This is a genomic window from Mesorhizobium sp. M5C.F.Ca.ET.164.01.1.1, from assembly GCF_004792125.1.
GTDB lineage: Bacteria > Pseudomonadota > Alphaproteobacteria > Rhizobiales > Rhizobiaceae > Mesorhizobium > Mesorhizobium wenxiniae.
Map to the genome: position 1 here is coordinate 210,773 of NZ_SRTG01000006.1, position 23,440 is coordinate 234,212.

At 62.3% G+C, this 23,440-nt stretch carries 24 protein-coding genes; 13 read left to right on the plus strand and 11 right to left on the minus strand.

Translation table 11 applies throughout. The features are described 5' to 3' along the window. Positions 1-125 precede the first annotated feature (125 nt). Positions 126-344, minus strand: a complete 219-nt coding sequence (locus tag EN807_RS26625; protein ID WP_029353452.1) for a DUF2842 domain-containing protein — start codon at positions 342-344, stop codon at positions 126-128. A 152-nt stretch (positions 345-496) separates the two neighbouring features. Between EN807_RS26625 and EN807_RS26630 the strand changes: the two genes are divergently transcribed. Then, positions 497-1,588: a COX15/CtaA family protein gene (locus EN807_RS26630; protein ID WP_135937325.1), complete on the plus strand. Its 1,092-nt coding sequence runs from the start codon at positions 497-499 to the stop codon at positions 1,586-1,588. On the opposite strand, the gene EN807_RS26635 is transcribed toward EN807_RS26630, so the two are convergent. Genes EN807_RS26635 through speB form a run of 3 tightly spaced genes read right to left on the minus strand, consistent with a single transcriptional unit; the run spans position 1,578 to position 4,387 of the window. Continuing rightward, the gene (locus EN807_RS26635) at positions 1,578-2,417 is read right to left on the minus strand and encodes an aminoglycoside phosphotransferase family protein (RefSeq protein WP_135937326.1); all 840 of its coding nucleotides are present in this window, start codon (positions 2,415-2,417) and stop codon (positions 1,578-1,580) included. The two genes, EN807_RS26630 and EN807_RS26635, sit on opposite strands and share 11 nt — an antisense overlap. Next, the gene (argC, locus tag EN807_RS26640; protein WP_135937327.1) at positions 2,418-3,350 is read right to left on the minus strand and encodes an N-acetyl-gamma-glutamyl-phosphate reductase; all 933 of its coding nucleotides are present in this window, start codon (positions 3,348-3,350) and stop codon (positions 2,418-2,420) included. Between the two features lie 29 nt (positions 3,351-3,379). After that, on the minus strand, positions 3,380-4,387 hold the full coding sequence (gene speB, locus EN807_RS26645) for an agmatinase (RefSeq protein ID WP_135937328.1): 1,008 nt from the start codon (positions 4,385-4,387) through the stop codon (positions 3,380-3,382). Positions 4,388-4,788: 401 nt separating this feature from the next. On the opposite strand from speB, the gene EN807_RS26650 reads away from it, so the two are divergent. Beyond that, positions 4,789-5,847: a glycerophosphodiester phosphodiesterase family protein gene (locus EN807_RS26650; protein ID WP_135937329.1), complete on the plus strand. Its 1,059-nt coding sequence runs from the start codon at positions 4,789-4,791 to the stop codon at positions 5,845-5,847. Positions 5,848-5,905: 58 nt separating this feature from the next. Here EN807_RS26650 and EN807_RS26655 read toward each other — a convergent pair whose 3' ends face one another. After that, positions 5,906-6,778 (minus strand): aldo/keto reductase family oxidoreductase, encoded by an 873-nt coding sequence (locus EN807_RS26655; RefSeq protein WP_135937330.1) that lies wholly within the window; start codon positions 6,776-6,778, stop codon positions 5,906-5,908. Between the two features lie 95 nt (positions 6,779-6,873). On the opposite strand from EN807_RS26655, the gene EN807_RS26660 reads away from it, so the two are divergent. Then, positions 6,874-7,782, plus strand: coding sequence for a LysR family transcriptional regulator (locus tag EN807_RS26660; protein ID WP_135937331.1), 909 nt, complete (start codon positions 6,874-6,876; stop codon positions 7,780-7,782). A 78-nt stretch (positions 7,783-7,860) separates the two neighbouring features. Here EN807_RS26660 and rpsI read toward each other — a convergent pair whose 3' ends face one another. The 4 genes from rpsI to EN807_RS26680 all read right to left on the minus strand — a co-directional run bounded on the left by rpsI (position 7,861) and on the right by EN807_RS26680 (position 10,286). After that, positions 7,861-8,343, minus strand: coding sequence for a 30S ribosomal protein S9 (gene rpsI / locus EN807_RS26665; protein WP_023717316.1), 483 nt, complete (start codon positions 8,341-8,343; stop codon positions 7,861-7,863). A 1-nt stretch (position 8,344) separates the two neighbouring features. Continuing rightward, positions 8,345-8,809, minus strand: a complete 465-nt coding sequence (gene rplM / locus EN807_RS26670; protein ID WP_023798353.1) for a 50S ribosomal protein L13 — start codon at positions 8,807-8,809, stop codon at positions 8,345-8,347. 264 nt (positions 8,810-9,073) lie between these two features. Next, a complete protein-coding gene (locus tag EN807_RS26675) occupies positions 9,074-9,724 on the minus strand; it encodes a LysE family translocator (protein WP_135937332.1) in 651 nt (216 codons plus the stop codon). Between the two features lie 97 nt (positions 9,725-9,821). Continuing rightward, positions 9,822-10,286, minus strand: coding sequence for a PaaI family thioesterase (locus tag EN807_RS26680; RefSeq protein ID WP_135937333.1), 465 nt, complete (start codon positions 10,284-10,286; stop codon positions 9,822-9,824). 171 nt (positions 10,287-10,457) lie between these two features. Here EN807_RS26680 and EN807_RS26685 point away from each other — a divergent pair, with 171 nt between their 5' ends. The 6 genes from EN807_RS26685 (at position 10,458) to EN807_RS26710 (ending at position 14,822) form a co-directional block, all read left to right on the plus strand. Continuing rightward, positions 10,458-11,279: an enoyl-CoA hydratase gene (locus tag EN807_RS26685; protein ID WP_135937334.1), complete on the plus strand. Its 822-nt coding sequence runs from the start codon at positions 10,458-10,460 to the stop codon at positions 11,277-11,279. Between the two features lie 16 nt (positions 11,280-11,295). Then, on the plus strand, positions 11,296-11,718 hold the full coding sequence (locus EN807_RS26690; protein ID WP_127318167.1) for a VOC family protein: 423 nt from the start codon (positions 11,296-11,298) through the stop codon (positions 11,716-11,718). Positions 11,719-11,728: 10 nt separating this feature from the next. Continuing rightward, a complete protein-coding gene (locus tag EN807_RS26695) occupies positions 11,729-12,505 on the plus strand; it encodes an AAA family ATPase (RefSeq protein WP_135937335.1) in 777 nt (258 codons plus the stop codon). After that, positions 12,502-13,023 carry a CoA-binding protein gene (locus tag EN807_RS26700; RefSeq protein ID WP_127318171.1) on the plus strand — a complete coding sequence of 174 codons (522 nt, stop codon included), beginning with the start codon at positions 12,502-12,504 and terminating at the stop codon, positions 13,021-13,023. The genes EN807_RS26695 and EN807_RS26700 overlap by 4 nt, the downstream gene beginning before the upstream one ends. A gap of 146 nt (positions 13,024-13,169) precedes the next feature. Beyond that, on the plus strand, positions 13,170-14,450 hold the full coding sequence (locus tag EN807_RS26705; RefSeq protein ID WP_135937336.1) for an O-acetylhomoserine aminocarboxypropyltransferase: 1,281 nt from the start codon (positions 13,170-13,172) through the stop codon (positions 14,448-14,450). Between the two features lie 21 nt (positions 14,451-14,471). Continuing rightward, positions 14,472-14,822, plus strand: coding sequence for a cupin domain-containing protein (locus EN807_RS26710; RefSeq protein WP_135937337.1), 351 nt, complete (start codon positions 14,472-14,474; stop codon positions 14,820-14,822). On the opposite strand, the gene EN807_RS26715 is transcribed toward EN807_RS26710, so the two are convergent. Next, positions 14,823-16,079, minus strand: coding sequence for a cytochrome P450 (locus EN807_RS26715; protein WP_135937338.1), 1,257 nt, complete (start codon positions 16,077-16,079; stop codon positions 14,823-14,825). A 255-nt stretch (positions 16,080-16,334) separates the two neighbouring features. Between EN807_RS26715 and EN807_RS26720 the strand changes: the two genes are divergently transcribed. Next, on the plus strand, positions 16,335-17,438 hold the full coding sequence (locus tag EN807_RS26720; protein ID WP_135937395.1) for an FAD-dependent oxidoreductase: 1,104 nt from the start codon (positions 16,335-16,337) through the stop codon (positions 17,436-17,438). 1 nt (position 17,439) lies between these two features. Here the strand turns inward: EN807_RS26720 and EN807_RS26725 are convergent, their stop codons facing one another. Further along, positions 17,440-18,030, minus strand: coding sequence for a hypothetical protein (locus tag EN807_RS26725; RefSeq protein ID WP_135937339.1), 591 nt, complete (start codon positions 18,028-18,030; stop codon positions 17,440-17,442). Between the two features lie 333 nt (positions 18,031-18,363). Here EN807_RS26725 and clpP point away from each other — a divergent pair, with 333 nt between their 5' ends. The 3 genes from clpP to lon all read left to right on the plus strand — a co-directional run bounded on the left by clpP (position 18,364) and on the right by lon (position 23,257). Then, complete coding sequence (clpP, locus tag EN807_RS26730; protein WP_127318183.1) at positions 18,364-18,993, plus strand: ATP-dependent Clp endopeptidase proteolytic subunit ClpP; 630 nt, start codon at positions 18,364-18,366, stop codon at positions 18,991-18,993. Positions 18,994-19,287: 294 nt separating this feature from the next. Further along, positions 19,288-20,562, plus strand: coding sequence for an ATP-dependent Clp protease ATP-binding subunit ClpX (gene clpX, locus EN807_RS26735; protein WP_097575354.1), 1,275 nt, complete (start codon positions 19,288-19,290; stop codon positions 20,560-20,562). A gap of 283 nt (positions 20,563-20,845) precedes the next feature. After that, complete coding sequence (gene lon / locus EN807_RS26740; RefSeq protein WP_128204332.1) at positions 20,846-23,257, plus strand: endopeptidase La; 2,412 nt, start codon at positions 20,846-20,848, stop codon at positions 23,255-23,257. The last annotated feature ends 183 nt before the right edge of the window (positions 23,258-23,440 follow it).

Here is a 23,440-nt window from a genome sequence, read left to right on the forward strand (position 1 = left end):
CAAGGTCGGCTCATGGCGCCGCCGGCGCGTTCCGATCGGCGACACGTAAGGCAGAAAACCACCCTGAGCTGCCCTACACGTCGGGTACAGCGTCAGGCTTCACCACTAGCGGCGGCGAGCGAGCCTCAATTCTTCGGCCGCGGCGGCTCCAGGATCAGCCACTTGATGATGCCCATAGCCGGCAGCACCCACAGCATGCCGCTGAGCAGGAAGAACAGAAAATGCGCCCACGGTCCCGATTCCGCCAGTTGGGCCACCGCCACGATCGATGCGACCAGCGCATAGACGATGACCAACGCCACCAGCAGGAAGGTTCCAATCAGCTTCTTCAGGCGAATGGGCATTTCGCGATCCCGTTGATCCCTATCGCTTAGGCCCAAGGGAAGGGGCACGCAACCCGCAAGAAGCGGCGCGACGGCGTGCCGCGCTGTCCGGTCTTGCCAGTTGGATTGCGATGGTTCACCAATCCGCGACTGCAACCTGCCGGGACAAGCCTATGGCTGCCATATCAGCTGCCGCGCCTTTCGTGGCCCGCGACCGCGACCTGCGCAACCGGGCGCTGGTGCGCGGCTGGCTCTACGTCGTGCTGCTGATGCTGGTCGTGCTGGTGCTGGTCGGCGGCGCCACCAGGCTCACTGAGTCCGGCCTGTCAATCACCGAATGGCAGCCGATCCACGGCATCATCCCGCCGCTCAACGACGCCGAATGGCAGGAGGAGTTCCAGCGCTACCAGCAGATCCCGCAATATGCTGAGCTCAACCAGGGCATGAGCATCGAAGCGTTCAAGTCGATCTTCTGGTGGGAATGGGTGCACCGGATCCTCGCGCGGAGCGTCGGGATCGTTTTTGCCGTGCCGCTGGTGTTTTTCTGGGCGACGCGCCGCATCGAACGCGGTCTTGGACCGAAGCTGATCGGGATTCTTTTTCTCGGCGGCGTGCAGGGCGCGATCGGCTGGTGGATGGTGGCGTCCGGGCTGGTCGACCGGGTCTCCGTCAGCCAGTACCGGCTGGCAACGCATCTGACGCTGGCCGCGCTGATCTTCACCGCGACCATGGTGGTCGCGCGTGGATTGGCCCCACATTCCGAACCGGCCGCCGACCGTTCGACGCAGCGTCTGGCCGGCTTCCTCGTGCTGCTGGCGCTGATCCAGGTCTATCTCGGCGGGCTGGTCGCCGGGCTCGACGCCGGCCTGAGCTACAACACCTGGCCGCTGATGGACGGCAAGCTCATCCCCGGCGATCTGTTGATCCTCGAGCCGGCATGGCGCAACTTCTTCGAGAGCCCGAAGACGGTGCAGTTCATCCACCGGCTCGGCGCCTACGCGATCTTCGTCGCAGCACTTTGGCACATGATCGCGACGCACCGCCGCCAAACCGGCACGACGCATGCGCGCCGCGCGACGGTGCTGTTTCTGCTGGTGCTGGTGCAGGCCTTGATCGGCATCGGCACGCTGCTGATGCACGTGCCGCTGCATATGGCGCTGACGCATCAGGCATTCGCGCTTGTCCTGCTAGGGTTTGCTGCAGCGCATTGGCGCGGCACCAAAGGCGCTTATCCCCTGCCCAACCAGATCGCCGTCAGAGGCTGAGCCGCCCCGTCCTGATCGCCGTGGCAATGGACAACTCGCGGCCTTCCTCGACCGCGTTGTCGTCTTCATGGTGCCATGACGCCGATAGGCAGCCATAGGCGATGGCGTGATCCAGGATGGCGGGCGGTGTCTGGCCGAGCGTTCTAGCGAAGATCTCGGCCATGTGGGCAATCCGCTGGGGATCGCTGCAAAGGTCGTCGCGGTCGAGCGGGTTGTAGAACATGTTCGCCGCATCGAAGCCGGGATCGCCGAGAACGCCCTTCGGGTCGATCGCCAGCCAGCCGCGCGGTCCCTGCATGATATTGTCGTGATGCAGGTCGCCATGCAGCGGCAGCACGTCGACAGGATCGGCCAACAGCCGTTCCGCCGTCGCAGCCGCTTTGACGTAGAGGCTTTTTTCGCCGGCGTCGCGATCGATCTTCGCCTTCTTGAACAGACTGGAAAACCGTACCCGCAGCGGCTGAAGATCTCGTGGGGCAGGGTGGTCGGATGGCGAGAACAGGCTTGCCATCACCTCGGCCGCGATTGCTGTGGCGGCATTGTCTCCCTGCTCCGCGAGAACCTGCGACAGCAGCCTGTTGCCGGCATATTCGAGCAGCATGCTGTGGCCATCGCGATCAAGCAGCCGCACCGCGCCTTCGCCGCGCCGCCAGGCGAGAAAATGCTCGCCGCGTAATTCGTCGGCGACGTCGTCGAAAGGTTTGAGGGCCTTGACGATCGCCGGCGCGCCGTCCGCGCGAACAACCTTCCAGATGCGGCTGCTGAACGTCTCGGCAATCAGTTCTGGCGCGCTGACCTTCCAGCGTTCTGGAAATGTCGGAGCGTCCATTCAGTGCTTGAGGCCGAGCATCAGATCCATGTTCTGCACGGCAGCACCCGAGGCGCCCTTGCCGAGGTTGTCGTAGACGGCGAGCAGCAGCGCCTGGGCCCTGTCGTCATTGGCGAAGACATAGAGCTTCATCCGGTTGGTGCCGTTGTAGATTTCGGGGTCGATCTCCGGTACGCGCTCCAGATGCGCATAGGGCGCCACCTCGACCACGCCGCCATCAATCGCGGCGAAATGGTCGGCAATCGCCGCATGAAGCTCGGCGCCGGTCGGCACATAATCGAGGCCGCCGAGCTGCAGCGGCACCACGGTGATCATGCCTTGCGCGAAATTGCCGACCGCCGGCTGCATGATCGGGTCATGCGACAGCTTCGCATAGGTCCTGAGCTCCGGCACATGCTTGTGCTGCAGGGTCAGCCCGTAGGGCAGGAATTCCGACGCATCCTCGCCCTTGGCGACATAGCCCTCGATCATCGGCCGGCCGCCGCCCGAATAGCCCGAAATGCCATTGACGGTGACCGGAAAATCCGGCGGCAACAGCCCGGCCGCCACCAGCGGCCTGAGCGTCGCGATCGGGCCTTGCGGCCAGCAGCCCGGATTGGCGACTCGCTTCGCCCTGGCGATTGTCTTCGCCTGATCCTTGTCCATTTCGGCGAAGCCATATTCCCAACCTTCGGCCACGCGATGCGCGGTCGAGGCGTCGATAACCCTTGTGGTGTCGTTGGTGATCAGCGAAACGCTTTCTTTTGCGGCTGCATCCGGCAGGCACAGGATCGCGACATCGGCGGCGTTGAGGAACTCGGCTCTAGCAGCCGGTTCCTTGCGGCGCTCGGTCGGAATGGAGATGATCTCCAGGTCGCCGCGTTCGGCAAGCAGCGCCCTGATCTGCAGACCGGTGGTGCCGTGCTCGCCGTCGATGAAGATTTTCGGTTTCATTGCCTGCCTGAATTCCTGTTATCTCAAAGTTATATGCCGCTTGCCTGATTCAATGCGGCGACGGCGTGATTGCCGCTGTTCAGCTCTTCGAGTCGAGCCTTTCGTTCCGCCAGGAGCCCGAGATAGTGCATGGCCACTGTCGACCCGGCAATTGCCGTTATATCGGCGTGATCATAGGCGGGCGCAACCTCCACGACATCGGCGCCGACGATATCGACCTGATTGATCTGGCGCAGCACCGACAGGATTTTTGCCGAGGACGGCCCGCCGGCGACCGGTGTGCCGGTGCCGGGCGCGAAGGCCGGGTCGAGGCAATCGATATCGAAGGTGACGTAGGCCTTCTTGCCGCCGGTGCGGTCGACGATGGCATAGGCGATATCGGACGGCCGCATTTCCTCGACTTCGTGGCCGTACAGGATCTTGATGCCGAAGGTATCAGGCGCGTGGGTGCGGATGCCGATCTGGATCGAACGGTCGGGGTCGATAATGCCCTCCTTGACCGCACGGCCGACGAAGGAGCCGTGATCGATGCGCTTGCCGTCGTCCGGCCAGGTGTCCTGGTGGGCGTCGAACTGCACCATGGCCAGCGGGCCGTGGATGGCGGCATGCGCCTTGAGCAGCGGCCAGGTGACGAAATGGTCGCCGCCGAGCGACAGCAGGAAGGCGCCGGATTTCAGGATCTTTGCCGCCTCGCGCTCGATTGTAGCAGGTGTCTTCTGGTGATTGCCGCTGTCGAGCAGGCAATCGCCATAGTCGACCACGGCGAGATGTTCGAACAGATCGCGCGAAAACGGATACTGCGGATCGTTGTCGAGGATGGTCGAGGCGCGGCGAATCGCCTGCGGCCCGAAGCGCGCACCCGGCCGGTTGGTGACGGCGGCGTCGAAGGGGATGCCCCACACCACCGCGTCCGCGCCCTTCACGTCCTTCGTGTATTTGCGCCGCATGAACGACAGCGCGCCGGCATAGGTCGGCTCGAAGGACGCACCCGTCCTGGCCCGGGCGGTGAAGGCGTGGTCGATGTTGCTGTTCGGCATAAAGCGATCTCCTGTGCGTCGAGGCGCAACCTTATTGGATATAATTCTCAGAAATGCGACCCCTTCCGAGGCCATGGCCATTCGAGCCCGCTCACAAATTCTTGCTTGCCAAGTGAGCCCGCATGGCAAACCCGCATTGCGTAGGTAAGCATGAATGCAACCGTAAGTAGATAGCCGTCTCCGCATGGGATGGTGTCGGCCGCGGAGCGGAACAGATATGGGCGCGCCAAGCATCTCGGCAAGCTGATTGCCGGCGACCTGCTGATTGCCGGTTCGAGGTTTCAGAACGGCCGCTTCAGCCGGCATTGACCGGACTTCCGGCATTTGCGAAGCCGGCTTCGTTCACCAGGCTGTCACGTGCGTCGCTTAACCGGGGCTCCATCCGGTACGGAGCGATTCTCATGCGAATGACCTGGCTGAACCTTCTGCTCTCCGCCGCCTTGGCGCTGTTCACAGGCACGGCATCGGCAGGCGAAACACGCGCAAGACAGATTCTCGACCGTTTCGAACACGCCAACCAGTGGCGCGACCATGTTATGGTGGCGGCACACCGCGCCGGCAGCATGCAAGCCCGCAAAACGCTCTATGCGGAGAACTCGATCGCCGCCGTCGAGGCATCGATCGCGCTGGGTGCCGAAATCGTCGAGGTCGACGTCAGGCGCTCGAAGGACGGCCAGTTCGTTGTCATGCATGACAGCTGGCTCGACCGCACGACGAATTGCAATGGCGAGGTGATCAAGCGCACGCTGGCCGAACTCAAGACCTGCAGACTGGTGATTGAAGGCACCGGCGCTGTCACTGATGAGCCGGTTTCGACGCTGCGCGAGATGCTGATGGCGACCAAAGACAGGATCCTCATCAACATCGACAACAAGCTCGACGTCGACAGCCTGGCCGGCATGATCGCGGTCGCGCGCGATCTGGGCATGGCCGAACAGGTGATCGTCAAGGAGAACCTGTGGAATCCGGCCAGAATCACCACTGTCAAAGCCGCCATGGGCGCGATCGGCAGTGGTTTCCAGTTCATGCCGATTATCGCCGATGACGCGGTTCGCGACGCCGGTTTCGCCGAGAAGATCAGCGGGATCTTTTCGCCGCGCGCGGTCGAGATGATCAACTGGCGCGCGGGGTCAGAGGCGCTGACCGACACCGGTGGGCCGCTGTTCAGCCCCCGCATGCGCGCGGCAGCGATAAGGGGCGACTGGCACATCTGGGCCAACACCTACGCCATCGTCAACAAGCCGGGCGGCTTTCTTGCCGGCGGTCGCGGCGACGAACTGGCGGTGCTCGCCAGCCTACCGCGCGAGACCTACGGCTTCTGGGCCGAGCGCGGCGCCACCATCATCCAGACCGACGAGCCGAAAGCGGCGATCGACTGGCTGGCGGCGAACGGCTACCGCGTGCCCTATCCTGAAGAAGCGCGGCCGGCGGAGCCGGCAAACACCGCAAGCATCAACTAGACTGGATCGGAGCAGGCAAGGGAGCTGCTTCTCTTGGATGGTCGCCAGAGCCCGCCCGTCAGGCGGCCATCGCCACGCCGTCCAGCTCGCTGACGGCATCCTCCGGCAGATCGAGTCCGGCTGCGGCCAGGTTCTCCCTGAGATGCGCGACAGAGGAGGTGCCGGGAATCAGCAGGATATTGGGCGCGCGACGGAGCAGCCAGGCGAGCGCGACCTGCATCGGTGTGGCGCCGAGGCGCTGAGCGACGCCGGATAGGGTAGACGACTGCAGCGGGTTGAAGCCGCCGAGCGGAAAGAACGGCACATAGGCGATGCCGTCGCGGGCGAGTTTGTCGATCAAGGCATCGTCGCCCCTGTGCGCCAGATTGTATTGGTTCTGCACGCAGACGATCTTGGCGATCCGTCGCGCCTCTTCGATCTGCGCTGACGTGACATTGCTTAATCCGATGTGGCGCACCAGGCCCTGTTGCTGCAAGTCGGCCAGGACGGTCAACGGCGCCTCGATCGAGCCTTCGGCCGGGCCATGCGTATCGAACATGATCCTGAGGTTGACCACGTCCATCACGTCGAGCCTGAGATTGCGCAAATTGTCATGCACCGCCTGGGTCAGTTCTTCGGGGGAGAAGGCCGGGAGCCACGAGCCATCCGCGCCGCGACGGGCACCGATCTTGGTGACGATGGTGAGATCATCGGAATAGGGCGCGAGCGCTTCACGGATGAGTAGATTGGTGACGTGCGGGCCGTAGAAGTCGCTGGTGTCGATGTGGTTCACCCCGCGCGCAACGGCTTCGCGCAGCACGGCCAAGGCTGCGTCGTGATCTCTAGGCGGACCAAACACGCCGGGTCCTGCGAGCTGCATGGCGCCGTAGCCGAGCCGCTTCACGGTGCGGTCGCCGAGAGTGAACGTGCCTGATTTGTCTATGCTGGACATAGTCTGTCTCCTTCGATTGATGAGGCAGAAATAGCCGCTGTCTGCTGTCCTGATAATCCGTTACTATCCGCACGGGTTGTGCGGAATAGCGAACAATGAATGTCGAGCTTGGTGATCTGAATGCCTTTCTGGCGGTGGCGCGTGCTGGCGGTTTTCGCGAAGGCGCGCGTGCAAGCGGCGGCAGCGCGTCCGGTCTGAGCGAGGCGGTGCGCCGCCTCGAGACGCAGCTCGGTGTCAGGCTGCTTAACCGGACGACCCGCAGCGTCGTCTTGACCGACGCGGGTGCGAGCTTGCTGGCTCGGCTCGGCCCGGCCTTGACCGAGGTCGAGGCAGCACTTGATGTGGTCAACGGCTTCCGCGATCGACCGGCAGGTACATTGCGCCTCAACGTGCCGGTCAGCGCGGCGCGGCTGGTGCTGCCCGGCATTGTTCCGCGGTTTCTCGCCGCCTATCCCGGCATCCGGCTGGAGGTGATCGCCGAGGAGAGCTTTGTCGATGTGCTGGCGGCCGGCTGCGATGCCGGGATCCGTTACGACGAGCGGCTGGAACAGGACATGATCGCGGTGCCGATCGGACCGCGCCTGCAGCGTTTCGCCACTGCTGCCAGTCCTGCCTACCTTGACCGCCATGGCCGGCCGCAACACCCGCGCGACCTTATCGGCCACGCTTGCCTGCGCGGCCGCTTCTCCAGCGGCGCGATGCCGCTTTGGGAATTCGAGCGAGACGGCGAGGTGGTGCGGGTCGATCCGATGGGGCCGCTTCTGGTGACCCTAGGCGGGGCGGCCGATCTCGCCGTCGATGCAGCCATCGCCGGTACTGGCATTGTCAGCCTCTTCGAGGATTGGCTTCGCCCTTGCTTCGAGAGTGGCGCCCTTGAGCCGGTCCTTGAGCAATGGTGGCAGAGCTTCCCCGGGCCGTTCCTCTATTATCCCGGCCGGCGTCTCGTGCCGGCGCCGTTGCGGGCGTTTATCGACTTCATCAAGGCACCGGCCGATCGGTCTTGAATTTGGGACAGGTTAGTAATCGCCAAAGGAAAAGGCCGCCCGGAGGCGGCCTTTCGAGTGTTTGAAGCTGCGGAGCGCTTAGCGCTTCGAGAACTGGAAGCTGCGGCGGGCCTTCGCCTTGCCGTACTTCTTGCGCTCGACGACGCGACTGTCGCGGGTCAGGAAGCCGCCCTTCTTGAGCACGGCGCGCAGCGCCGGCTCGTAGTAGGTCAGCGCCTTGGAGATGCCGTGGCGCACAGCACCGGCCTGGCCGGAAAGCCCGCCGCCGATGACAGTGGCGACTATATCATACTGGCCGGCGCGGTTGGCGGCGATGATCGGCTGGTTGAGGATCATCTGCAGGACCGGGCGCGCGAAATATTCGGCGAACACCTTGTCGTTGACGACGATCTTGCCGGAGCCGGGCTTCACCCAGACGCGTGCGATGGCGTTCTTGCGCTTGCCGGTGGCATAGGCACGGCCTGACTTGTCGAGCTTCTGGACATGGACGGGTGCAGCCGGCTGCGTGTTGGTGTTGCCGGTGGCAGTTCCGAGTTCTGCGAGCGAGGAAAGCTCAGCCATTTTACGAAACCTTCTTGTTCTTGGCGTTCAGCTTGGCCACGTCGAGCGTGACGGGCTGCTGGGCGACATGCGGATGTTCCGTGCCTGCATAGACGCGGAGATTCTTCATCTGGCGACGGCCGAGCGGGCCACGCGGGATCATGCGTTCGACGGCCTTTTCGACGACACGCTCGGGGAAACGGCCCTCGAGCAGCTGGCGCGCGGTGCGCTCCTTGATGCCGCCGGGATGGCCGGTGTGCCAGTAATAGACCTTGTCGGTGAATTTCTTGCCGGTGAACACCACCTTGTCGGCATTGATAACGATGACGTTGTCGCCGTCGTCGACATGCGGGGTGAAGGTGGGCTTGTGTTTGCCGCGAAGATGATTGGCGATGACAGTGGCGAGACGGCCGACGACGAGACCCTCGGCGTCGATCAGCACCCACTTCTTCACCACATCCGCAGGCTTCTGCGAAAAGGTTGCCATGAATTGTTGCTTTCGGTTCGGACCTTCCCCATCGACGAACGACAAGGAAAGGCGTTTCTTGTTGCTTGGATTGGCGCCGAGCGCTTGCCCGCCGCCAAAAACAAAACGGCGGCCGTTAACGGGCCGCTGTTCTGTGAGGGCTTATAGGCGAGGCGAATTAGGCAGTCAAGCTGCATTTCTGGCAATCTCAGTAAGATTATCTTTTTAAATCAAACGGTTAAAATTTGTGGTATTATTATACCGCAGTCGAATTCATCAATTTGTTTAGCGCCGCCCGGGAATAGTTGCGGCCAGCAGCAGTCTAACGCCGACAGCGATCATGATCGCACCGGCCAGGCGTTTTTGCCAGACCAGAAAACCGGCATTGCGTGCCAGCCAGCCGCCGACCGTACCTGAGGCCAAGGCCGCAGCTCCCAGGACCAGAAGGCCCGTAGCCTTCATGGTGGCCCCGAGTACGATAAATTGCATCGCCGACGATCCTGTGGAGGCATGGACGAACTGCGGCAGCACTGCGAGCATGAAGACAAGTGCGGTAGGATTGGTCAGGTTGCAGATCATGCCTTGCCGAAAGGCGCCCGCCAAGCCTCCCTCCTGGGACGTGACGATGCTTTCTGTTTCCGCTTCCTTGCGCACGAGCAAGAACTTTGTCCCGATTGCAATGAGGTACGCCGCTCCGAGCAGTTGCAGCAGGCCATACGCGATAGGCGAGGACGTGATCAGCGATGCAAGTCCCATTGCCAGCAGCGGAATCTGGATCACGCCTGCGGAAATGCAGCCCGTCGCCGTTGCCAGTGCTGCCCGCTGGCCCTGTCCGATACCGCGGCTGATCACCAGAATCATGTCCGGGCCGGGGCCGGACAGCTGATAGCCAAGCACTGCGACCAGGAATGCCAGATAGGTGGGAAATTCGGGCATGTTTTTACGGGCCTGATTGGAGCTGCGAACGCGTCGTCGGACGTTTCGTTCCGTTGGGTCGTTTGGAACGAGCGGAAAGACGTATCCGACCTGCAAATCAGGCTTGTAATTGAAAGCTCTTCTTCGGCGGGATGGAATAGGTTCCTGTGGCGTGCGCTACCGTGTGTCCGTCCGGTCCGGCGACGATGTCGATATCGAACACCATCAGGCTCTTGCCCAGCTTTAGGATGCGGCAATGGGCGTCAATCGGCCCGGCCTCGGCCTTGCGGACAAAATTGATGTTGAAATTGGTGGTGACAGAAAGCGCATCGGGCCCGGCATGCGAAAGCACGCAGACATAGCCGCCTATGTCGGCCAGTGTGAACAGCGACGAGCCCGACACTGTTCCGCCGGGGCGCAAATGCCGCTCGTCGGCATTCAGCCGCACCGTGCAGCCGCCCGGAAACACGTCGATCGCCTCGTAGAAGGTGAACTGGTCGTTGAGCTGGGGATAGACGCTTTCCATCAAGGCATTGACTTCAGCCGCGGTTAGCACCGGTTTGAGGTTGCTCTGCTCGGGCATTATGTTCCTCGTTGATGGTGCTGATCTCGGCTTGCCGAATAAGGCGGCTGGGCCAATTGTTGCTCAATGAGAAAACACGTCTGACGACTGTTCTTCAATCGGCAGCGTGCTAGTTCTTTTGTTCCATGGCCCGCGCATGCGATGCCGCTGGCCGATGAAGAGGTTGGAGAAATGGCTGAAATCGTCGCGATCAAGCCGGCTGTTGCCGAAGGTCCTGTCGTCGCGAGGCTGGACAACGGCGTCCTGCGCCTCACGCTCGCCAATCCGCCGGCCAATGCCCTGTCGCTGGCGGTCATGGCGGCGCTGACGGCGGAACTCGACCGCGCAAAATCAGACAGATCCGTCCGCGTCATCATCCTGGCGGCGGCCGGAAAGGTGTTCTGCGCCGGACACGATCTAAAGGAGATGACCGCGCATCGTGGCGATGCCGATCGCGGCAAGGCATTCTTCGAGCAGACGTTTTCCGCTTGCGCGGCACTGATGCAGGCGATCGTGCGCCATCCCAGACCGGTGATCGCCGAGGTCGATGGTCTGGCCACGGCGGCCGGGGCACAACTGGTGGCGAGCTGCGATCTGGCGATCGCCTCGCATGAGGCGACCTTCTGCACGCCCGGCGTCAATATCGGCCTGTTCTGCTCGACGCCGATGGTGGCGCTGTCGCGCAACGTCTCGCGCAAGCACGCGATGGAGATGCTTTTGACCGGCGAGACGATCGATGCGGCGACGGCCAAGGAATTCGGCCTGGTCAATCGCGTGGTGCCGCGCGAATATCTGAATCAGATTCTCACCAAATACGCGCAAACCATTGCTGCAAAATCGTCTTTGGTCGTCAAGACCGGCAAGGAAGCCTTCTACGCGCAGGCCGAGATGGGGCTGGCCGAGGCCTATGCCTTTACCGGTCGCGTCATGGTCGAAAACATGCTGGCGCGCGACGCGGAAGAGGGCATCGGCGCCTTCATCGGCAAGCGCAAGCCGGAATGGACCGAGGAATAGACACGGAGGAATAGACATGGAGCCTCGCATCTCCATCGTCACCATCGCCGTCGACGATCTCGACCGCGCCACACGCTTCTACGAGGCGATGGGCCTGATCCGCCATGCCGGCATCACCGACGGCGTCACCTTCTTCCAAATGGGCGGCGTCATTCTCGGCCTGTTTCCGCGCGAAAGCGCCGAAGCGGATTCAGGCATCACCTTCGGCACGGCGCCGTCGGCGGTCTACCTCGCCTACAACACCCGCTCCGACACCGAAGTCGATGACGTGCTTGCGATGGCCGAGAAGGCCGGCGGTCGTATCGTCAAGCCGGCCGGCCGCGCCTTCTGGGGCGGCTGGTATGGCTATTTCGCCGACACGGAAGGGCATGTCTGGGAAGTGGCGCACAATCCGGCTTTTCCGATCGCGGAAGACGGCAGCATCTCGCTGCCGGGCTGACCGCCGCCGCATGGCTCCTCGCAAGCAACTGACGCGGCTGAATGCGCCCTATCTCAAGCGCATCCTGATCGAGCCCAGCCGTGTCGCAGATTGGGAAAAATATCCCTGGAATCTGCCGATCTTCCGTAGCCACGATTTCGAACTCGAATTCACCACGCCGATCACCATCATCGTCGGCGAGAACGGCACCGGCAAATCGACGCTGCTCGAGGCGATCGGCGCGCTGGCCGGATACGATGAAGCCGGCGGCGGCAAGGGCTACATGCCCATCGACCACTCCCGCGCCATCGACAGGAGCGGCGCGGCGCTCGCCGCAACGCTGCGCGGCCACTGGCTGCCGAAGGTGACCGCCGGCTGGTTCTTTCGCGCCGAATCTTTTTACTCCGTGGCGCGCTATCTCGACCAAGCGGCGCTGGATTCTGGTGCGGCGCCGCCCGACTTCCTGTCCTGGTCGCATGGCGAGGGCTTCATCCGCTTCTTCGAGGAGCGCTGCCGCCGGCAAGGCATCTACATCCTCGACGAGCCCGAAAGCGCTTTGTCGCCGACGCGCCAGATCGAGCTGATCAGGATGCTGCGGCGGATGGATCTGTCAGGTACGGCGCAAGTGATCATGGCGACGCATTCGCCGCTGCTGATGGCCTGTCCCGGCGCGCGGCTGTTCCGCATCAGCCGGTTCGGCCTCGATCCGACCGATTTTCACGATACCGATCATTTCCGCATGATGCGCAGTTTCTGCAATGATCCGGATGGTTTTCTCGCCGAAGCTCTGTATGAGGAAGAGGCATGAACCACGACGCCTACGACAATGCCTATATCACCGGCATCCTCAATTCGGTGAAGACCATCGCCATGGTCGGCGCGTCCGCCAATGATGTGCGGCCGAGCTACTTTGTGCTGAAATACCTGCTGGGCAAGGGGTTTTCGGTGTTCCCGATCAACCCCGGCCAGGCCGGCAAGGAAATCCTTGGCCGGATGACCTATGCCAGGCTCGCCGATGTTCCCGAGCCGATCGACATGGTCGACGTTTTTCGCGGCTCCACGGCAGTGCCGGGCGTCGTCGACGAGGTCTTGCGGCTCGATCCGTTGCCGAAAGTCATCTGGATGCAGCTTGGCGTGCGCCATGACGAGGCGGCGGCGCGCGCAGAGGCCGCCGGCATCAAGGTGGTGATGAACCGCTGCCCCAAGATCGAATATGGCAAGCTGTCGGGCGAAATCGGCTGGACCGGCGTTAATTCCGGCGTGCTGTCGTCGAAGAAGCCGCTGATGCGGCCGGGGTTCCAGAGCTTCGGCGTTCGCCAGAAGTAGACGGAAAGTCATTCCGCCAATCGGAACATTTTCTCGTGCCTCGATCACAGAACGTGCATCGAAGGGCATTTTCTCCTTTGCATTCGCGACCGGGCTTCGCCAAGAATGCCCGGCGTTTTTCAGACGGTTCAAAAGGGAGGTATTCGATGACCCGCACGCCCGGTTTCAACACGCTCGCCGTCCATGCGGGTGCCAAGCCCGATCCGGCGACCGGCGCGCGTGCCACGCCGATCTACCAGACGACCTCCTTTGTCTTCGATGATGCCGACCATGCCGCGTCGCTGTTCGGACTAAAGGCCTTCGGCAACATCTACACCCGCATCATGAACCCGACGCAGGCGGTGCTGGAAGAGCGTATCGCGGCACTCGAAGGCGGCACGGCGGGGCTGGCCGTGGCGTCGGGCCATGCCGCGCAGGTGCTCGTCTTCCATAATCTGATGCAGCCCGGCGACAATTTCGTCTCCGCGTCAAGGCTTTACGGCGGCTCGATCAACCAGTTCGGCCACGCCTTCAAGAATTTCGGCTGGCAGGTGCGCTGGGCCGACACCAACGACATCTCGACCTTCGAAAGCCAGATCGACGAAAAGACCAAGGCGATCTTCATCGAGAGCCTGGCCAATCCGGGCGGTGTCTTCGTCGACATCGAGAAGATCGGCGATACCGCCCGCAAGCACGGCCTGCCGCTGATCGTCGACAACACGCTGGCCTCGCCCTATCTGGTGCGGCCGATCGAGCATGGCGCCGACATCGTCGTGCATTCGCTGACCAAGTTCATCGGCGGCCACGGCAATTCGATCGGCGGCGCCATTGTCGACGGCGGCACCTTCGACTGGTCGAAATCCGGCAAATATCCGATGCTGTCGGAGCCGCGCCCCGAATATGGCGGCCTCGTCCTGCACGAAACCTTCGGCAATTTCGCTTTCGCCATTGCGGCGCGCGTGCTCGGCCTGCGCGACATGGGCCCGGCGATCTCGCCCTTCAATGCCTTCCTGATCCTGACCGGGCTGGAAACCCTGCCGCTCAGGATGCAGCGCCAGTGCGACAATGCGGTCACCGTCGCCGGCTGGCTGTCCAACCACCCAAAGGTCGCCTGGGTGTCCTATCCTGGCCTGCCCAGCGACAACAACAATGCGCTGCAGAAGAAGTATTCGCCGCTTGGCGCGGGTGCCGTGTTCACCTTCGGCCTGAAGGGCGGCTATGCGGCGGGCATCAAATTCGTCGAGGCGCTCGAACTGTTCTCGCACCTCGCCAATGTCGGTGATACCAAGTCGCTGGTCATCCACCCGGCATCGACCACGCATCGGCAGCTGTCCGACGAGCAGAAGGTCGCGGCAGGCGCCGGGCCGGATACGGTCAGGCTCTCGATTGGCATCGAGGATGTCAACGACATCGTCGCCGATCTGGAACAGGCTCTCGCCAACGTTTGATTCTGCTCGGAAGGAGCTTCCATGACCGCGCCGAAATTTCTCTCCGTCAATGTCGAAAACGTCGAGCCGGAACTTGGCGCGCCGGCGCCGGATCGTCTGATTTCAGGCGATCCGAAATTTCGCACCTGGAATGTCGAGGAACGCGACGGCGGGCTCTATGCCGGCATATGGGAGGCGACCCCGGGCAAATGGCGCATCGAGTATGACGAGTGGGAGTTCTGCCACATCCTGTCGGGCGTTTCAGTGATCGCTGAGGAGGGCGGCGAGGCGCGCACCGTCAGGGCCGGCGACAGTTTCGTGCTCAGGCCGGGCTTTAAGGGCAGCTGGGAAGTGCTTGAAACGACTCGCAAGGAGTATGTGATCAAGCTTTGATCACCGTCCAATGCGCACGGCGAGCGATTCCAGCCCATGGAAATGATAGGTGTCGCGGAAGCGCGGCTGTTCGGCCAGATAGAGCCGCGGTAGCCGGTCGAACAAGGTTTTCAGCGATACCTGCAATTCGAGCCGGGCGAGCGGTGCGCCGATGCAGAAATGAATGCCGGCGCCGAACGAGACGTTCTTCTGGTCCGCGCGATCCGGCCTGAAGGCGAAGGGTTCGGCAGACGCCGCCGGGTCGTGATTGGCCATGCCGAGCAGCAGGCCGATCGTCTCGCCCGGCCGCACGATGACACCGGGACCGACCTCGATCTCTTCATAGGCATAACGCGTAAACATGTGCAGCGGCGCGTCGAAGCGCAGGCATTCCTCGACCGTGGCGGCTGTCGTTTGTGGCGAGGTGAAGAAGCGGCGGGGGTCGCCGCCTTGCGCGAGGATCGCGTGCACCGCATTGCCGGTCTGGTGGACGGTCGCCTCGTGGCCGGCATTGAGCAGCAAGACAGCCGAGGACACCAGTTCGTCCTCGGAGAGTTTTTGGCCATCGTCCTGCGCCGAGATCAGCAGCGACAACAGATCGTCGCCGGGGTTTTGGCGCCGCTCGGCAACATAGCCGCGCAGGAAATCCGAAAAATCCCGCGCCGCGCGATTGGCCGTTTCTTCCGTCTCACGCGTGCGGCCATGCATGTACATGGCGACCATCTGATGCGACCAGTCGAGCAGTTGCGGTCCCATCTCGACCGGCACGCCGAGCATTTCGGCAATGATGGTGATCGGCAAAGGCGATGCGAAAGCCGGCAGCAGGTCGACCTGGTCCGGTTCGAAACGGTCGATCAGCTCGTTGGCCAGCGCCTCGACGCGTGGCCGCAGCCGCTCGACCTGACGCGAGACGAAGGCGCGGTTGACCAGCGTTCTGAGCCTGGTGTGCACGGGTGGTTCCAGCTCCAACATCGAATTGGCCTCGATGCCGTCGAAGGCGCTGAGATGCGTGCGGTCCTGGCCGATGCCGCGGCTGTCGGGGATGCCGGCCGGGTTCTGGCGGCCGAAGCGACGATCGCGCAGCAGCCGGTTGACGTCGACGAAGCCGCCAAAGCACCAGAAGCCGAACTCTTCCCAGAAGAAGACATTCGATCGGCCGTGCATAAAGGCATAGGCCTCATAGGGATTCTGGAAGAAAGCCGGCTCGTGCGGATCGAGCCGCACATGGCGGGTGGTTGGATCGAAGGCCAGGTAAGTTGGTGATACCAAATCGGTCATTCTGGATCATTAGCGCATGACCCCGAAAACCGGAATCGGTTTTCGGAAAGGATCATGCGCAGATTCAAAGTGTTGGAGCGTCCTTTGCGCGTCCATCGACGCGCGGCGCTCCAAGGCTTGCCAGCTTGGCGCCAGACCGTATGTTGGCGCACGACAATCCGTGCATGTCGCCCAAAAGTGCGAAGCGGTTTCGGGACAATGACATGCACAAAAGCGCGTTGAGCCAGCCGAAACGGCTGCGGAAAGACTGACTTGATGAATGTGATCGTGGTTGGCGCAGGCATTGCAGGGCTGTCGACGGCGTGGTCGCTGGCCAAGGCTGGGCACCGGGTCTCGATCGTCGAGCAGGGACCGATTCCCAATCCGCTTGCCGCGTCGGGCGATCATCATCGCATCATCCGCCGCGCCTATGGCGCAGCGGCGGGCTATGGCAGGCTGATCACCGAAGCCTATGAAGCCTGGGACGACATGTGGACCGATCTCGGCGAAAACCATCTCGATCCGCGCGGCTTCATCTGCATTTCGCGGGAGCCGGGAGACGAAGCCGAGGAATACCGCGAAGGCATGGAAGCCGGGAACTACCCGTTCGAACTGTTCGAGCCGGACGCCGCGGCTAAACGATGGCGGTTCCTGGAGCCCGGCTCGTTCCGTTACGCGTATTTTTCACCGGATGGCGGTGCGCTGCATTGTCGCAGGATCGCCGCCGGTCTCGCCAAATGGCTGCGGACGAACGGCGCCAATGTCTACGAAAACAGCAAGGTGACGGAGGTCGACGCCGAGGCCGGCCGCATCGTGCTTGAAAGCGGCGCGACGATGCAGGCCGACCGCATCGTCGTCGCCGCCGGCGCCTGGGTGCTGAAACTGTTTCCTGAACTGGACGGCGAACTGAAGACCTGGCGCACCGCGCTTGCCTATGTCGAACCACCGGCGGATTTGAAAGCGGCATGGCAGACAGCCCCGGTCATCCTCGCCGTCGGCGGTGGTGTCGACGGTTACGTGATCCCGCCCTCCGGCGGCGCCGGCATGAAATTCGGCTCGGGCCTGCACAGGGTGCCGACCAGCGACGCCGACTGGAACCGCCAGCCGGTGGCGGGCGAGGGCGAGGCGATCCGCAACCTGTTTTCGCCGCCGATCGCTCGTGTCGAAGAATACAAGATCACCGAGGTCGTCACCTGCGCCTATACCTTCACCGCCGACGAAAAGTTCCTGGCGCATGAGAAAGGCAAATGCCTTGTTGTCTCGGCCTGCTCCGGCCACGGCTACAAGTTCGGCGCGGCGGTCGGCAGGCGCGTCGCGGCGACCGTCGGCAATGGCGACGTCGCCGGCTTGAAGGTGTGGCTGCGGGCCGAGGCGGTCTGATCTAATACCGACAGTGCCTCGGAATATGCAGACGCCGCCAGCCGGACGAGCCTTGACTGACCACCACCCGGCGCGCCACTGTCTGGTAGGAGGCGGGAACGATGACGATCCGCCGCTGCTCCGGCTGCACCAAAACCTCTTCGGCCACGCGTTCATACTCGGCGGGACTGACGACGCGCCGTTGGCGCTCCGGCTGCACCACCACGGTCTCGGCCACGCGTTCATAGCGCGCCTTGTGCCTGACCTTGCACAGCACCTTGCGGCCCCGGATGACGCGCCATTCCCAGGAGTAGCCGCCGTCATCGACCTTCACCGTGCGGTAGATGGTGTGGGTGACGGCAGGTACGATCTCATAGCTGACACGCTGGGGCGCGATCTGAACCACCCGCTCGCGGGTCCCGTAGATCGCCGGAACATACTCCACCTGCTGGCCAGCTGGGCTGACGAGCACGTTTTCGTAGACTGTTTCGTAGACGGACGGCCTGTTGACCTGCTCGTAGCATTCGACGGCGCGTTCGCCGGCAGCCGTTTCGGACACCAGGCCGAGAACGGCGAGGCTGGCGATGGCCGAGGAAGCAGTTTTCCTGATCATGGCACTCCCCCTGTTTGAACCGTCAGCGCAAGCTCAACGTTGAATTGTAGGGGAAGCCGCATCGCGGGAAAGCAGTTTCGAGATATTTCGTTAAGCGACGCGGTTAAGAAAGTGCTACTCGGCAGTGCAGCCACACCGCTTCAAGAGCGCCGACGCAGCCTCGGGCGAATCCTGTGCAGAAACCTTGATTCGACTTAACCGGATGGCTAGGAGGGGCGGCCTTGCGCTAGGGTGAGCCGACATCCTATTTACAGGACAACGATCCAGAACCGATTCTGCCCGATTTGCTAATCTCCCGGCGCCGGAATCCCATCTTTCAATAAGGGATAATCCATGAAGAACCCCGTCGAAACCTACATGAACCTCGTTCCGATGGTGGTCGAGCAGACCAATCGCGGCGAGCGGGCCTACGACATTTTCTCGCGACTCCTGAAAGAGCGCATCATTTTCATCACCGGTCCGGTCGAGGACGGCATGGCGACGCTGGTTTGCGCGCAGCTTCTGTTCCTCGAAGCGGAGAATCCGAAGAAGGAAATCAACCTCTACATCAATTCGCCCGGCGGCGTCGTCACCTCGGGCATGGCGATCTACGACACCATGCAGTTCATCAAGCCGGCGGTGGCGACGCTGTGCATCGGCCAGGCCGCCTCGATGGGCTCGCTGCTTCTCACCGCAGGCGAGAAGGGCATGCGCTTCGCCACGCCGAACGCCCGCATCATGGTCCACCAGCCTTCCGGTGGCTTCCAGGGGCAGGCTTCCGACATCGAGCGCCACGCCCAGGACATCATCAAGCTGAAGCGTCGTCTCAACGAGGTCTATGTCAAGCACACCGGCAAGAGCTACGACGAGATTGAAAGGACGCTCGACCGTGACCACTTCATGACCGCCGACGAGGCGAGGGATTTCGGCCTCATCGACAAGGTCATTTCGTCGCGTGAGCCGCTCGAAGGTATCGCCACATAAGCCCGGCGGCAGTTGGACAGTGGGAAAACACGCTTTTGATGGCGCTCGCGGCATTTCGGCCACAATTGGCTGTTCCCTCGACGGGAGCAATTGCCTACGTTAAGCCTATATTGATTTTCGACGGCTTAGCTTTGTGCGGGGTTGGTGCGAATCATTGCGACGTTTTCTGATATGTGTTTCGTACGGAATGCGTTGCGGGAGCCGGAATACTGGCGGCGGCGATTTCCCGCGATAGATTGAGATATGCGCCCTTTCAACCAGACCATCGGCGGGCGGCTATGAAAGGACATGAGAATGAGCAAGGTCGGCAACAACAGCGGTGATTCCAAGAACACGCTTTATTGCTCGTTTTGCGGCAAAAGCCAGCACGAAGTGCGCAAGCTGATCGCCGGCCCGACGGTGTTCATCTGCGACGAATGCGTCGAGCTCTGCATGGACATCATCCGCGAGGAAAACAAGACCTCGATGGTGAAGTCACGCGAGGGCGTGCCGACCCCGCAGGAGATCCTCAAGGTTCTCGACGACTACGTCATCGGCCAGCCCTACGCCAAGCGCGTGCTGTCGGTCGCCGTCCACAACCACTACAAGCGCCTCGCTCATGCCGGCAAGAACAATGACGTCGAGCTGGCGAAGTCCAACATTTTGCTGATCGGCCCGACCGGTTGCGGCAAGACGCTGCTTGCGCAGACGCTGGCCCGCATCATCGACGTGCCGTTCACGATGGCCGATGCGACGACGCTGACCGAGGCAGGCTATGTCGGCGAGGATGTCGAGAACATCATCCTGAAGCTCTTGCAGTCGGCCGACTACAACGTCGAGCGCGCCCAGCGCGGCATCGTCTACATCGATGAAATCGACAAGATCTCGCGCAAGTCGGACAATCCTTCGATCACCCGCGACGTGTCGGGCGAAGGCGTGCAGCAGGCGCTGTTGAAGATCATGGAAGGCACGGTGGCCTCCGTGCCGCCGCAGGGCGGCAGGAAACATCCGCAGCAGGAATTTCTGCAGGTCGATACCGCCAACATCCTGTTCATCTGCGGCGGCGCCTTCGCCGGGCTGGACAAGATAATCTCGGACCGCGGCCGCAAGACCTCGATCGGCTTCGGCGCCACCGTCGCTTCGCCTGAGGACCGCCGCACTGGCGATGTTTTCCGCCTGGTCGAGCCCGAGGATCTGTTGAAGTTCGGCCTCATTCCCGAGTTCGTTGGCCGTCTGCCGGTCCTGGCGACGCTGGAGGACCTCGACGAGCCGGCGCTGATCCAGATCCTGACCGAGCCGAAGAACGCGCTGGTCAAGCAGTATCAGCGGCTGTTCGAGATGGAGAATGTCGACCTGACCTTCCATGAAAATGCGCTGTCGGCGATCGCCAAGCGCGCCATCGAGCGCAAGACCGGTGCGCGCGGCCTGCGCTCGATCATGGAAGCGATCCTGCTCGACACGATGTTCGAGCTGCCGGCGCTGGAAGGCGTGCGCGAAGTGGTTATTTCGGAAGAGGTGGTGTCCGGTAACGCCAGGCCGCTCTACATCTATTCCGAGCAGAAGGAAAAAAAGGGCAACGTCAGCGCCTGACGTGAGCCCTTCAGTGGAATTCTTCAAACGGCGCCGTGAGGCGCCGTTTTGTTTTGCGGACGGGCCGACTTATGATGAACGGATTGTGACAGATGGGATGAACGGTTTCGTGTTGACCCTTGATCTTTGCCCCCCGTGCCTCCAACTAACTGGGGAAGGCCGGGGTGGCGAATTCTGTGCTGTAAAACTCCCGTTACAAACGGTGGTAGGCGGAACGATCCTCGGTCGTTAATATGAGATTCGCGGTTGGCCGATTGGCGGTCGCGACATGAAAGGTTCGACAATGGCCAAAATATCCAGGGCTCCCAGCGACGGCGTCTTCGCAGTCCTCCCACTGCGCGACATCGTGGTGTTCCCGCACATGATCGTTCCGCTCTTCGTCGGGCGTGAAAAGTCGATCAAGGCGCTGGAGGAGGTGATGGGTCAGGAAAAGCAGATCCTGCTTGCGACCCAGATGAATGCCGCCGATGACGATCCCGAGGCCGATGCCATCTTCGACATCGGCACGCTCGCCAATGTGCTGCAATTGCTGAAGCTGCCGGACGGCACCGTGAAGGTGCTGGTCGAAGGCGCTTCGCGCGCGAAAATCGTTTCGTTCACCGACCGTCCCGACTTCCACGAGGCCCGCGCCACGGCGCTGGTCGAACCGGATGAGGAAGAGGTCGAGGTCGAGGCGCTCGCCCGTTCCGTCGTCACCGACTTCGAGAACTACGTCAAGCTGAACAAGAAGATCTCGCCCGAAGTGGTGGGTGCCGCCAGCCAGATCGACGACTATTCCAAGCTCGCCGATACGGTTGCCTCGCATCTTGCCATCAAGATCCCCGAGAAGCAGGAGATGCTGGCCACGCTTTCGGTCAAGGAGCGGCTGGAAAAGGCGATGGGCTTCATGGAAGCCGAAATCTCCGTCCTGCAGGTGGAGAAGCGCATCCGTTCGCGCGTCAAGCGCCAGATGGAGAAGACCCAGCGCGAATACTACCTCAACGAGCAGATGAAGGCGATCCAGAAGGAGCTCGGCGAGGGCGAGGACGGCCGCGACGAGGCCGCCGAGATCGAGGCGCGCATCAAGAAGACCAAGCTCTCCAAGGAGGCCCGCGAAAAAGCGGAAGCCGAACTGAAGAAGTTGCGGACGATGTCGCCGATGTCGGCTGAATCGACTGTCGTGCGCAATTATCTCGACTGGATCCTGTCGATACCGTGGGGCAAGAACTCCAAGGTCAAGCAGGATCTGGCCTTCGCGCAGAACGTGCTCGACACCGACCATTTCGGCCTCGACAAGGTCAAAGACCGTATCGTCGAATATCTCGCCGTGCAGAGCCGCCAGAAGAAGCTGAAGGGGCCGATCCTGTGCCTCGTCGGACCTCCCGGCGTCGGCAAGACCTCGCTCGGCAAGTCGATCGCCAAGGCGACCGGCCGCGAGTTTATCCGTATGGCGCTGGGCGGCGTTCGCGACGAGGCCGAGATCCGTGGTCACCGGCGCACCTATATCGGCTCGATGCCCGGCAAGGTCATCCAGTCGATGAAGAAGGCGAAGAAGTCCAACCCGCTCTTCCTTCTCGACGAGATCGACAAGATGGGCCAGGATTTCCGCGGCGACCCGTCGTCGGCCTTGCTTGAGGTGCTCGATCCCGAGCAGAACTCGACGTTCATGGACCACTACCTCGAGGTCGAATACGACCTGTCGAGTGTGATGTTCGTGACGACGGCGAACACGCTTAACATCCCTGCGCCCTTGATGGACCGCATGGAGATCATCCGTATCGCCGGCTACACCGAGGACGAGAAGATCGAGATCGCCAAGCGTCACCTGATGCCCAAGGTGATCCGCGATCACGCGCTGCAGCCGAAGGAGTTCTCCGTCGGCGAGGACGCGATCCGCGGCATCATCCAGACCTACACCCGTGAAGCGGGCGTCAGGAGCCTGGAGCGCGAGCTGATGAAGCTCGGCCGCAAGGCGGTGACAGAGATCCTGAAGACCAAGAAGAAGACGGTCGACATCACGGCGGGCAATCTCGCCGATTACCTCGGTGTTCCGCGCTTCCGCTTCGGTCAGGTCGAGGCCGACGATCAGGTCGGCGTCGTCACTGGGCTTGCCTGGACGGAAGTCGGCGGCGAATTGCTGACGATCGAAGGCGTCATGATGCCTGGTAAAGGCCGCATGACGGTGACCGGCAATCTGCGCGACGTGATGAAGGAATCGATCTCGGCGGCGGCCTCCTACGTCCGCTCGCGGGCTATCGATTTCGGCGTCGAGCCGCCGCTGTTCGACAAGCGCGACATCCACGTCCACGTGCCCGAGGGCGCAACGCCCAAGGACGGACCGTCGGCGGGTGTGGCGATGGCGACGGCGATCGTCTCGGTGCTGACCGGCATCCCGGTCAGGGCCGATGTGGCAATGACCGGCGAGATCACGCTGCGCGGCAGGGTGCTGCCGATCGGCGGGCTCAAGGAGAAGCTGCTTGCAGCGCTGCGCGGCGGCATCAAGAAGGTGCTGATCCCGGAAGACAACGCCAAGGATCTGGCGGAGATTCCGGACAACGTAAAGAACGGTATGGAGATCGTTCCGGTCGCGCGGGTTGGTGAAGTCTTGCGCCATGCGCTGGTGCGTATGCCGGAGCCGATCGACTGGGTCGAACCGGCCAATGCGCCGGCTGCGGTGGATGGCGGGGACGACGCCGGCAAGTCACTTGCCCATTAGCCCCGGCTAAAGTTGCAATGCACAAGAGAGAGCCGGGCCTAGAGCCCGGCTTTTTCATGTGAAAAACCCCGGAATTCCGGGGTTTTTTCGACTCTTTTGACGCTTTTCGACTTGGTTGCGGAAGCGCTTCTTTCTAAAGTCCGTTTCCTGCCGGATGAGTCGTACGTTCCGGTTTCTCATGGA

Bases quoted from the DNA above. Each gene is read 5' to 3' on its own strand.
- EN807_RS26625 (WP_029353452.1), bottom strand. From the start codon at position 344: ATGCCCATTCGCCTGAAGAAGCTGATTGGAACCTTCCTGCTGGTGGCG.
- EN807_RS26630 (WP_135937325.1), top strand. From the start codon at position 497: ATGGCTGCCATATCAGCTGCCGCGCCTTTCGTGGCCCGCGACCGCGAC.
- EN807_RS26635 (WP_135937326.1), bottom strand. From the start codon at position 2,417: ATGGACGCTCCGACATTTCCAGAACGCTGGAAGGTCAGCGCGCCAGAA.
- argC (WP_135937327.1), bottom strand. From the start codon at position 3,350: ATGAAACCGAAAATCTTCATCGACGGCGAGCACGGCACCACCGGTCTG.
- speB (WP_135937328.1), bottom strand. From the start codon at position 4,387: ATGCCGAACAGCAACATCGACCACGCCTTCACCGCCCGGGCCAGGACG.
- EN807_RS26650 (WP_135937329.1), top strand. From the start codon at position 4,789: ATGCGAATGACCTGGCTGAACCTTCTGCTCTCCGCCGCCTTGGCGCTG.
- EN807_RS26655 (WP_135937330.1), bottom strand. From the start codon at position 6,778: ATGTCCAGCATAGACAAATCAGGCACGTTCACTCTCGGCGACCGCACC.
- EN807_RS26660 (WP_135937331.1), top strand. From the start codon at position 6,874: ATGAATGTCGAGCTTGGTGATCTGAATGCCTTTCTGGCGGTGGCGCGT.
- rpsI (WP_023717316.1), bottom strand. From the start codon at position 8,343: ATGGCTGAGCTTTCCTCGCTCGCAGAACTCGGAACTGCCACCGGCAAC.
- rplM (WP_023798353.1), bottom strand. From the start codon at position 8,809: ATGGCAACCTTTTCGCAGAAGCCTGCGGATGTGGTGAAGAAGTGGGTG.
- EN807_RS26675 (WP_135937332.1), bottom strand. From the start codon at position 9,724: ATGCCCGAATTTCCCACCTATCTGGCATTCCTGGTCGCAGTGCTTGGC.
- EN807_RS26680 (WP_135937333.1), bottom strand. From the start codon at position 10,286: ATGCCCGAGCAGAGCAACCTCAAACCGGTGCTAACCGCGGCTGAAGTC.
- EN807_RS26685 (WP_135937334.1), top strand. From the start codon at position 10,458: ATGGCTGAAATCGTCGCGATCAAGCCGGCTGTTGCCGAAGGTCCTGTC.
- EN807_RS26690 (WP_127318167.1), top strand. From the start codon at position 11,296: ATGGAGCCTCGCATCTCCATCGTCACCATCGCCGTCGACGATCTCGAC.
- EN807_RS26695 (WP_135937335.1), top strand. From the start codon at position 11,729: ATGGCTCCTCGCAAGCAACTGACGCGGCTGAATGCGCCCTATCTCAAG.
- EN807_RS26700 (WP_127318171.1), top strand. From the start codon at position 12,502: ATGAACCACGACGCCTACGACAATGCCTATATCACCGGCATCCTCAAT.
- EN807_RS26705 (WP_135937336.1), top strand. From the start codon at position 13,170: ATGACCCGCACGCCCGGTTTCAACACGCTCGCCGTCCATGCGGGTGCC.
- EN807_RS26710 (WP_135937337.1), top strand. From the start codon at position 14,472: ATGACCGCGCCGAAATTTCTCTCCGTCAATGTCGAAAACGTCGAGCCG.
- EN807_RS26715 (WP_135937338.1), bottom strand. From the start codon at position 16,079: ATGACCGATTTGGTATCACCAACTTACCTGGCCTTCGATCCAACCACC.
- EN807_RS26720 (WP_135937395.1), top strand. From the start codon at position 16,335: ATGAATGTGATCGTGGTTGGCGCAGGCATTGCAGGGCTGTCGACGGCG.
- EN807_RS26725 (WP_135937339.1), bottom strand. From the start codon at position 18,030: ATGATCAGGAAAACTGCTTCCTCGGCCATCGCCAGCCTCGCCGTTCTC.
- clpP (WP_127318183.1), top strand. From the start codon at position 18,364: ATGAAGAACCCCGTCGAAACCTACATGAACCTCGTTCCGATGGTGGTC.
- clpX (WP_097575354.1), top strand. From the start codon at position 19,288: ATGAGCAAGGTCGGCAACAACAGCGGTGATTCCAAGAACACGCTTTAT.
- lon (WP_128204332.1), top strand. From the start codon at position 20,846: ATGGCCAAAATATCCAGGGCTCCCAGCGACGGCGTCTTCGCAGTCCTC.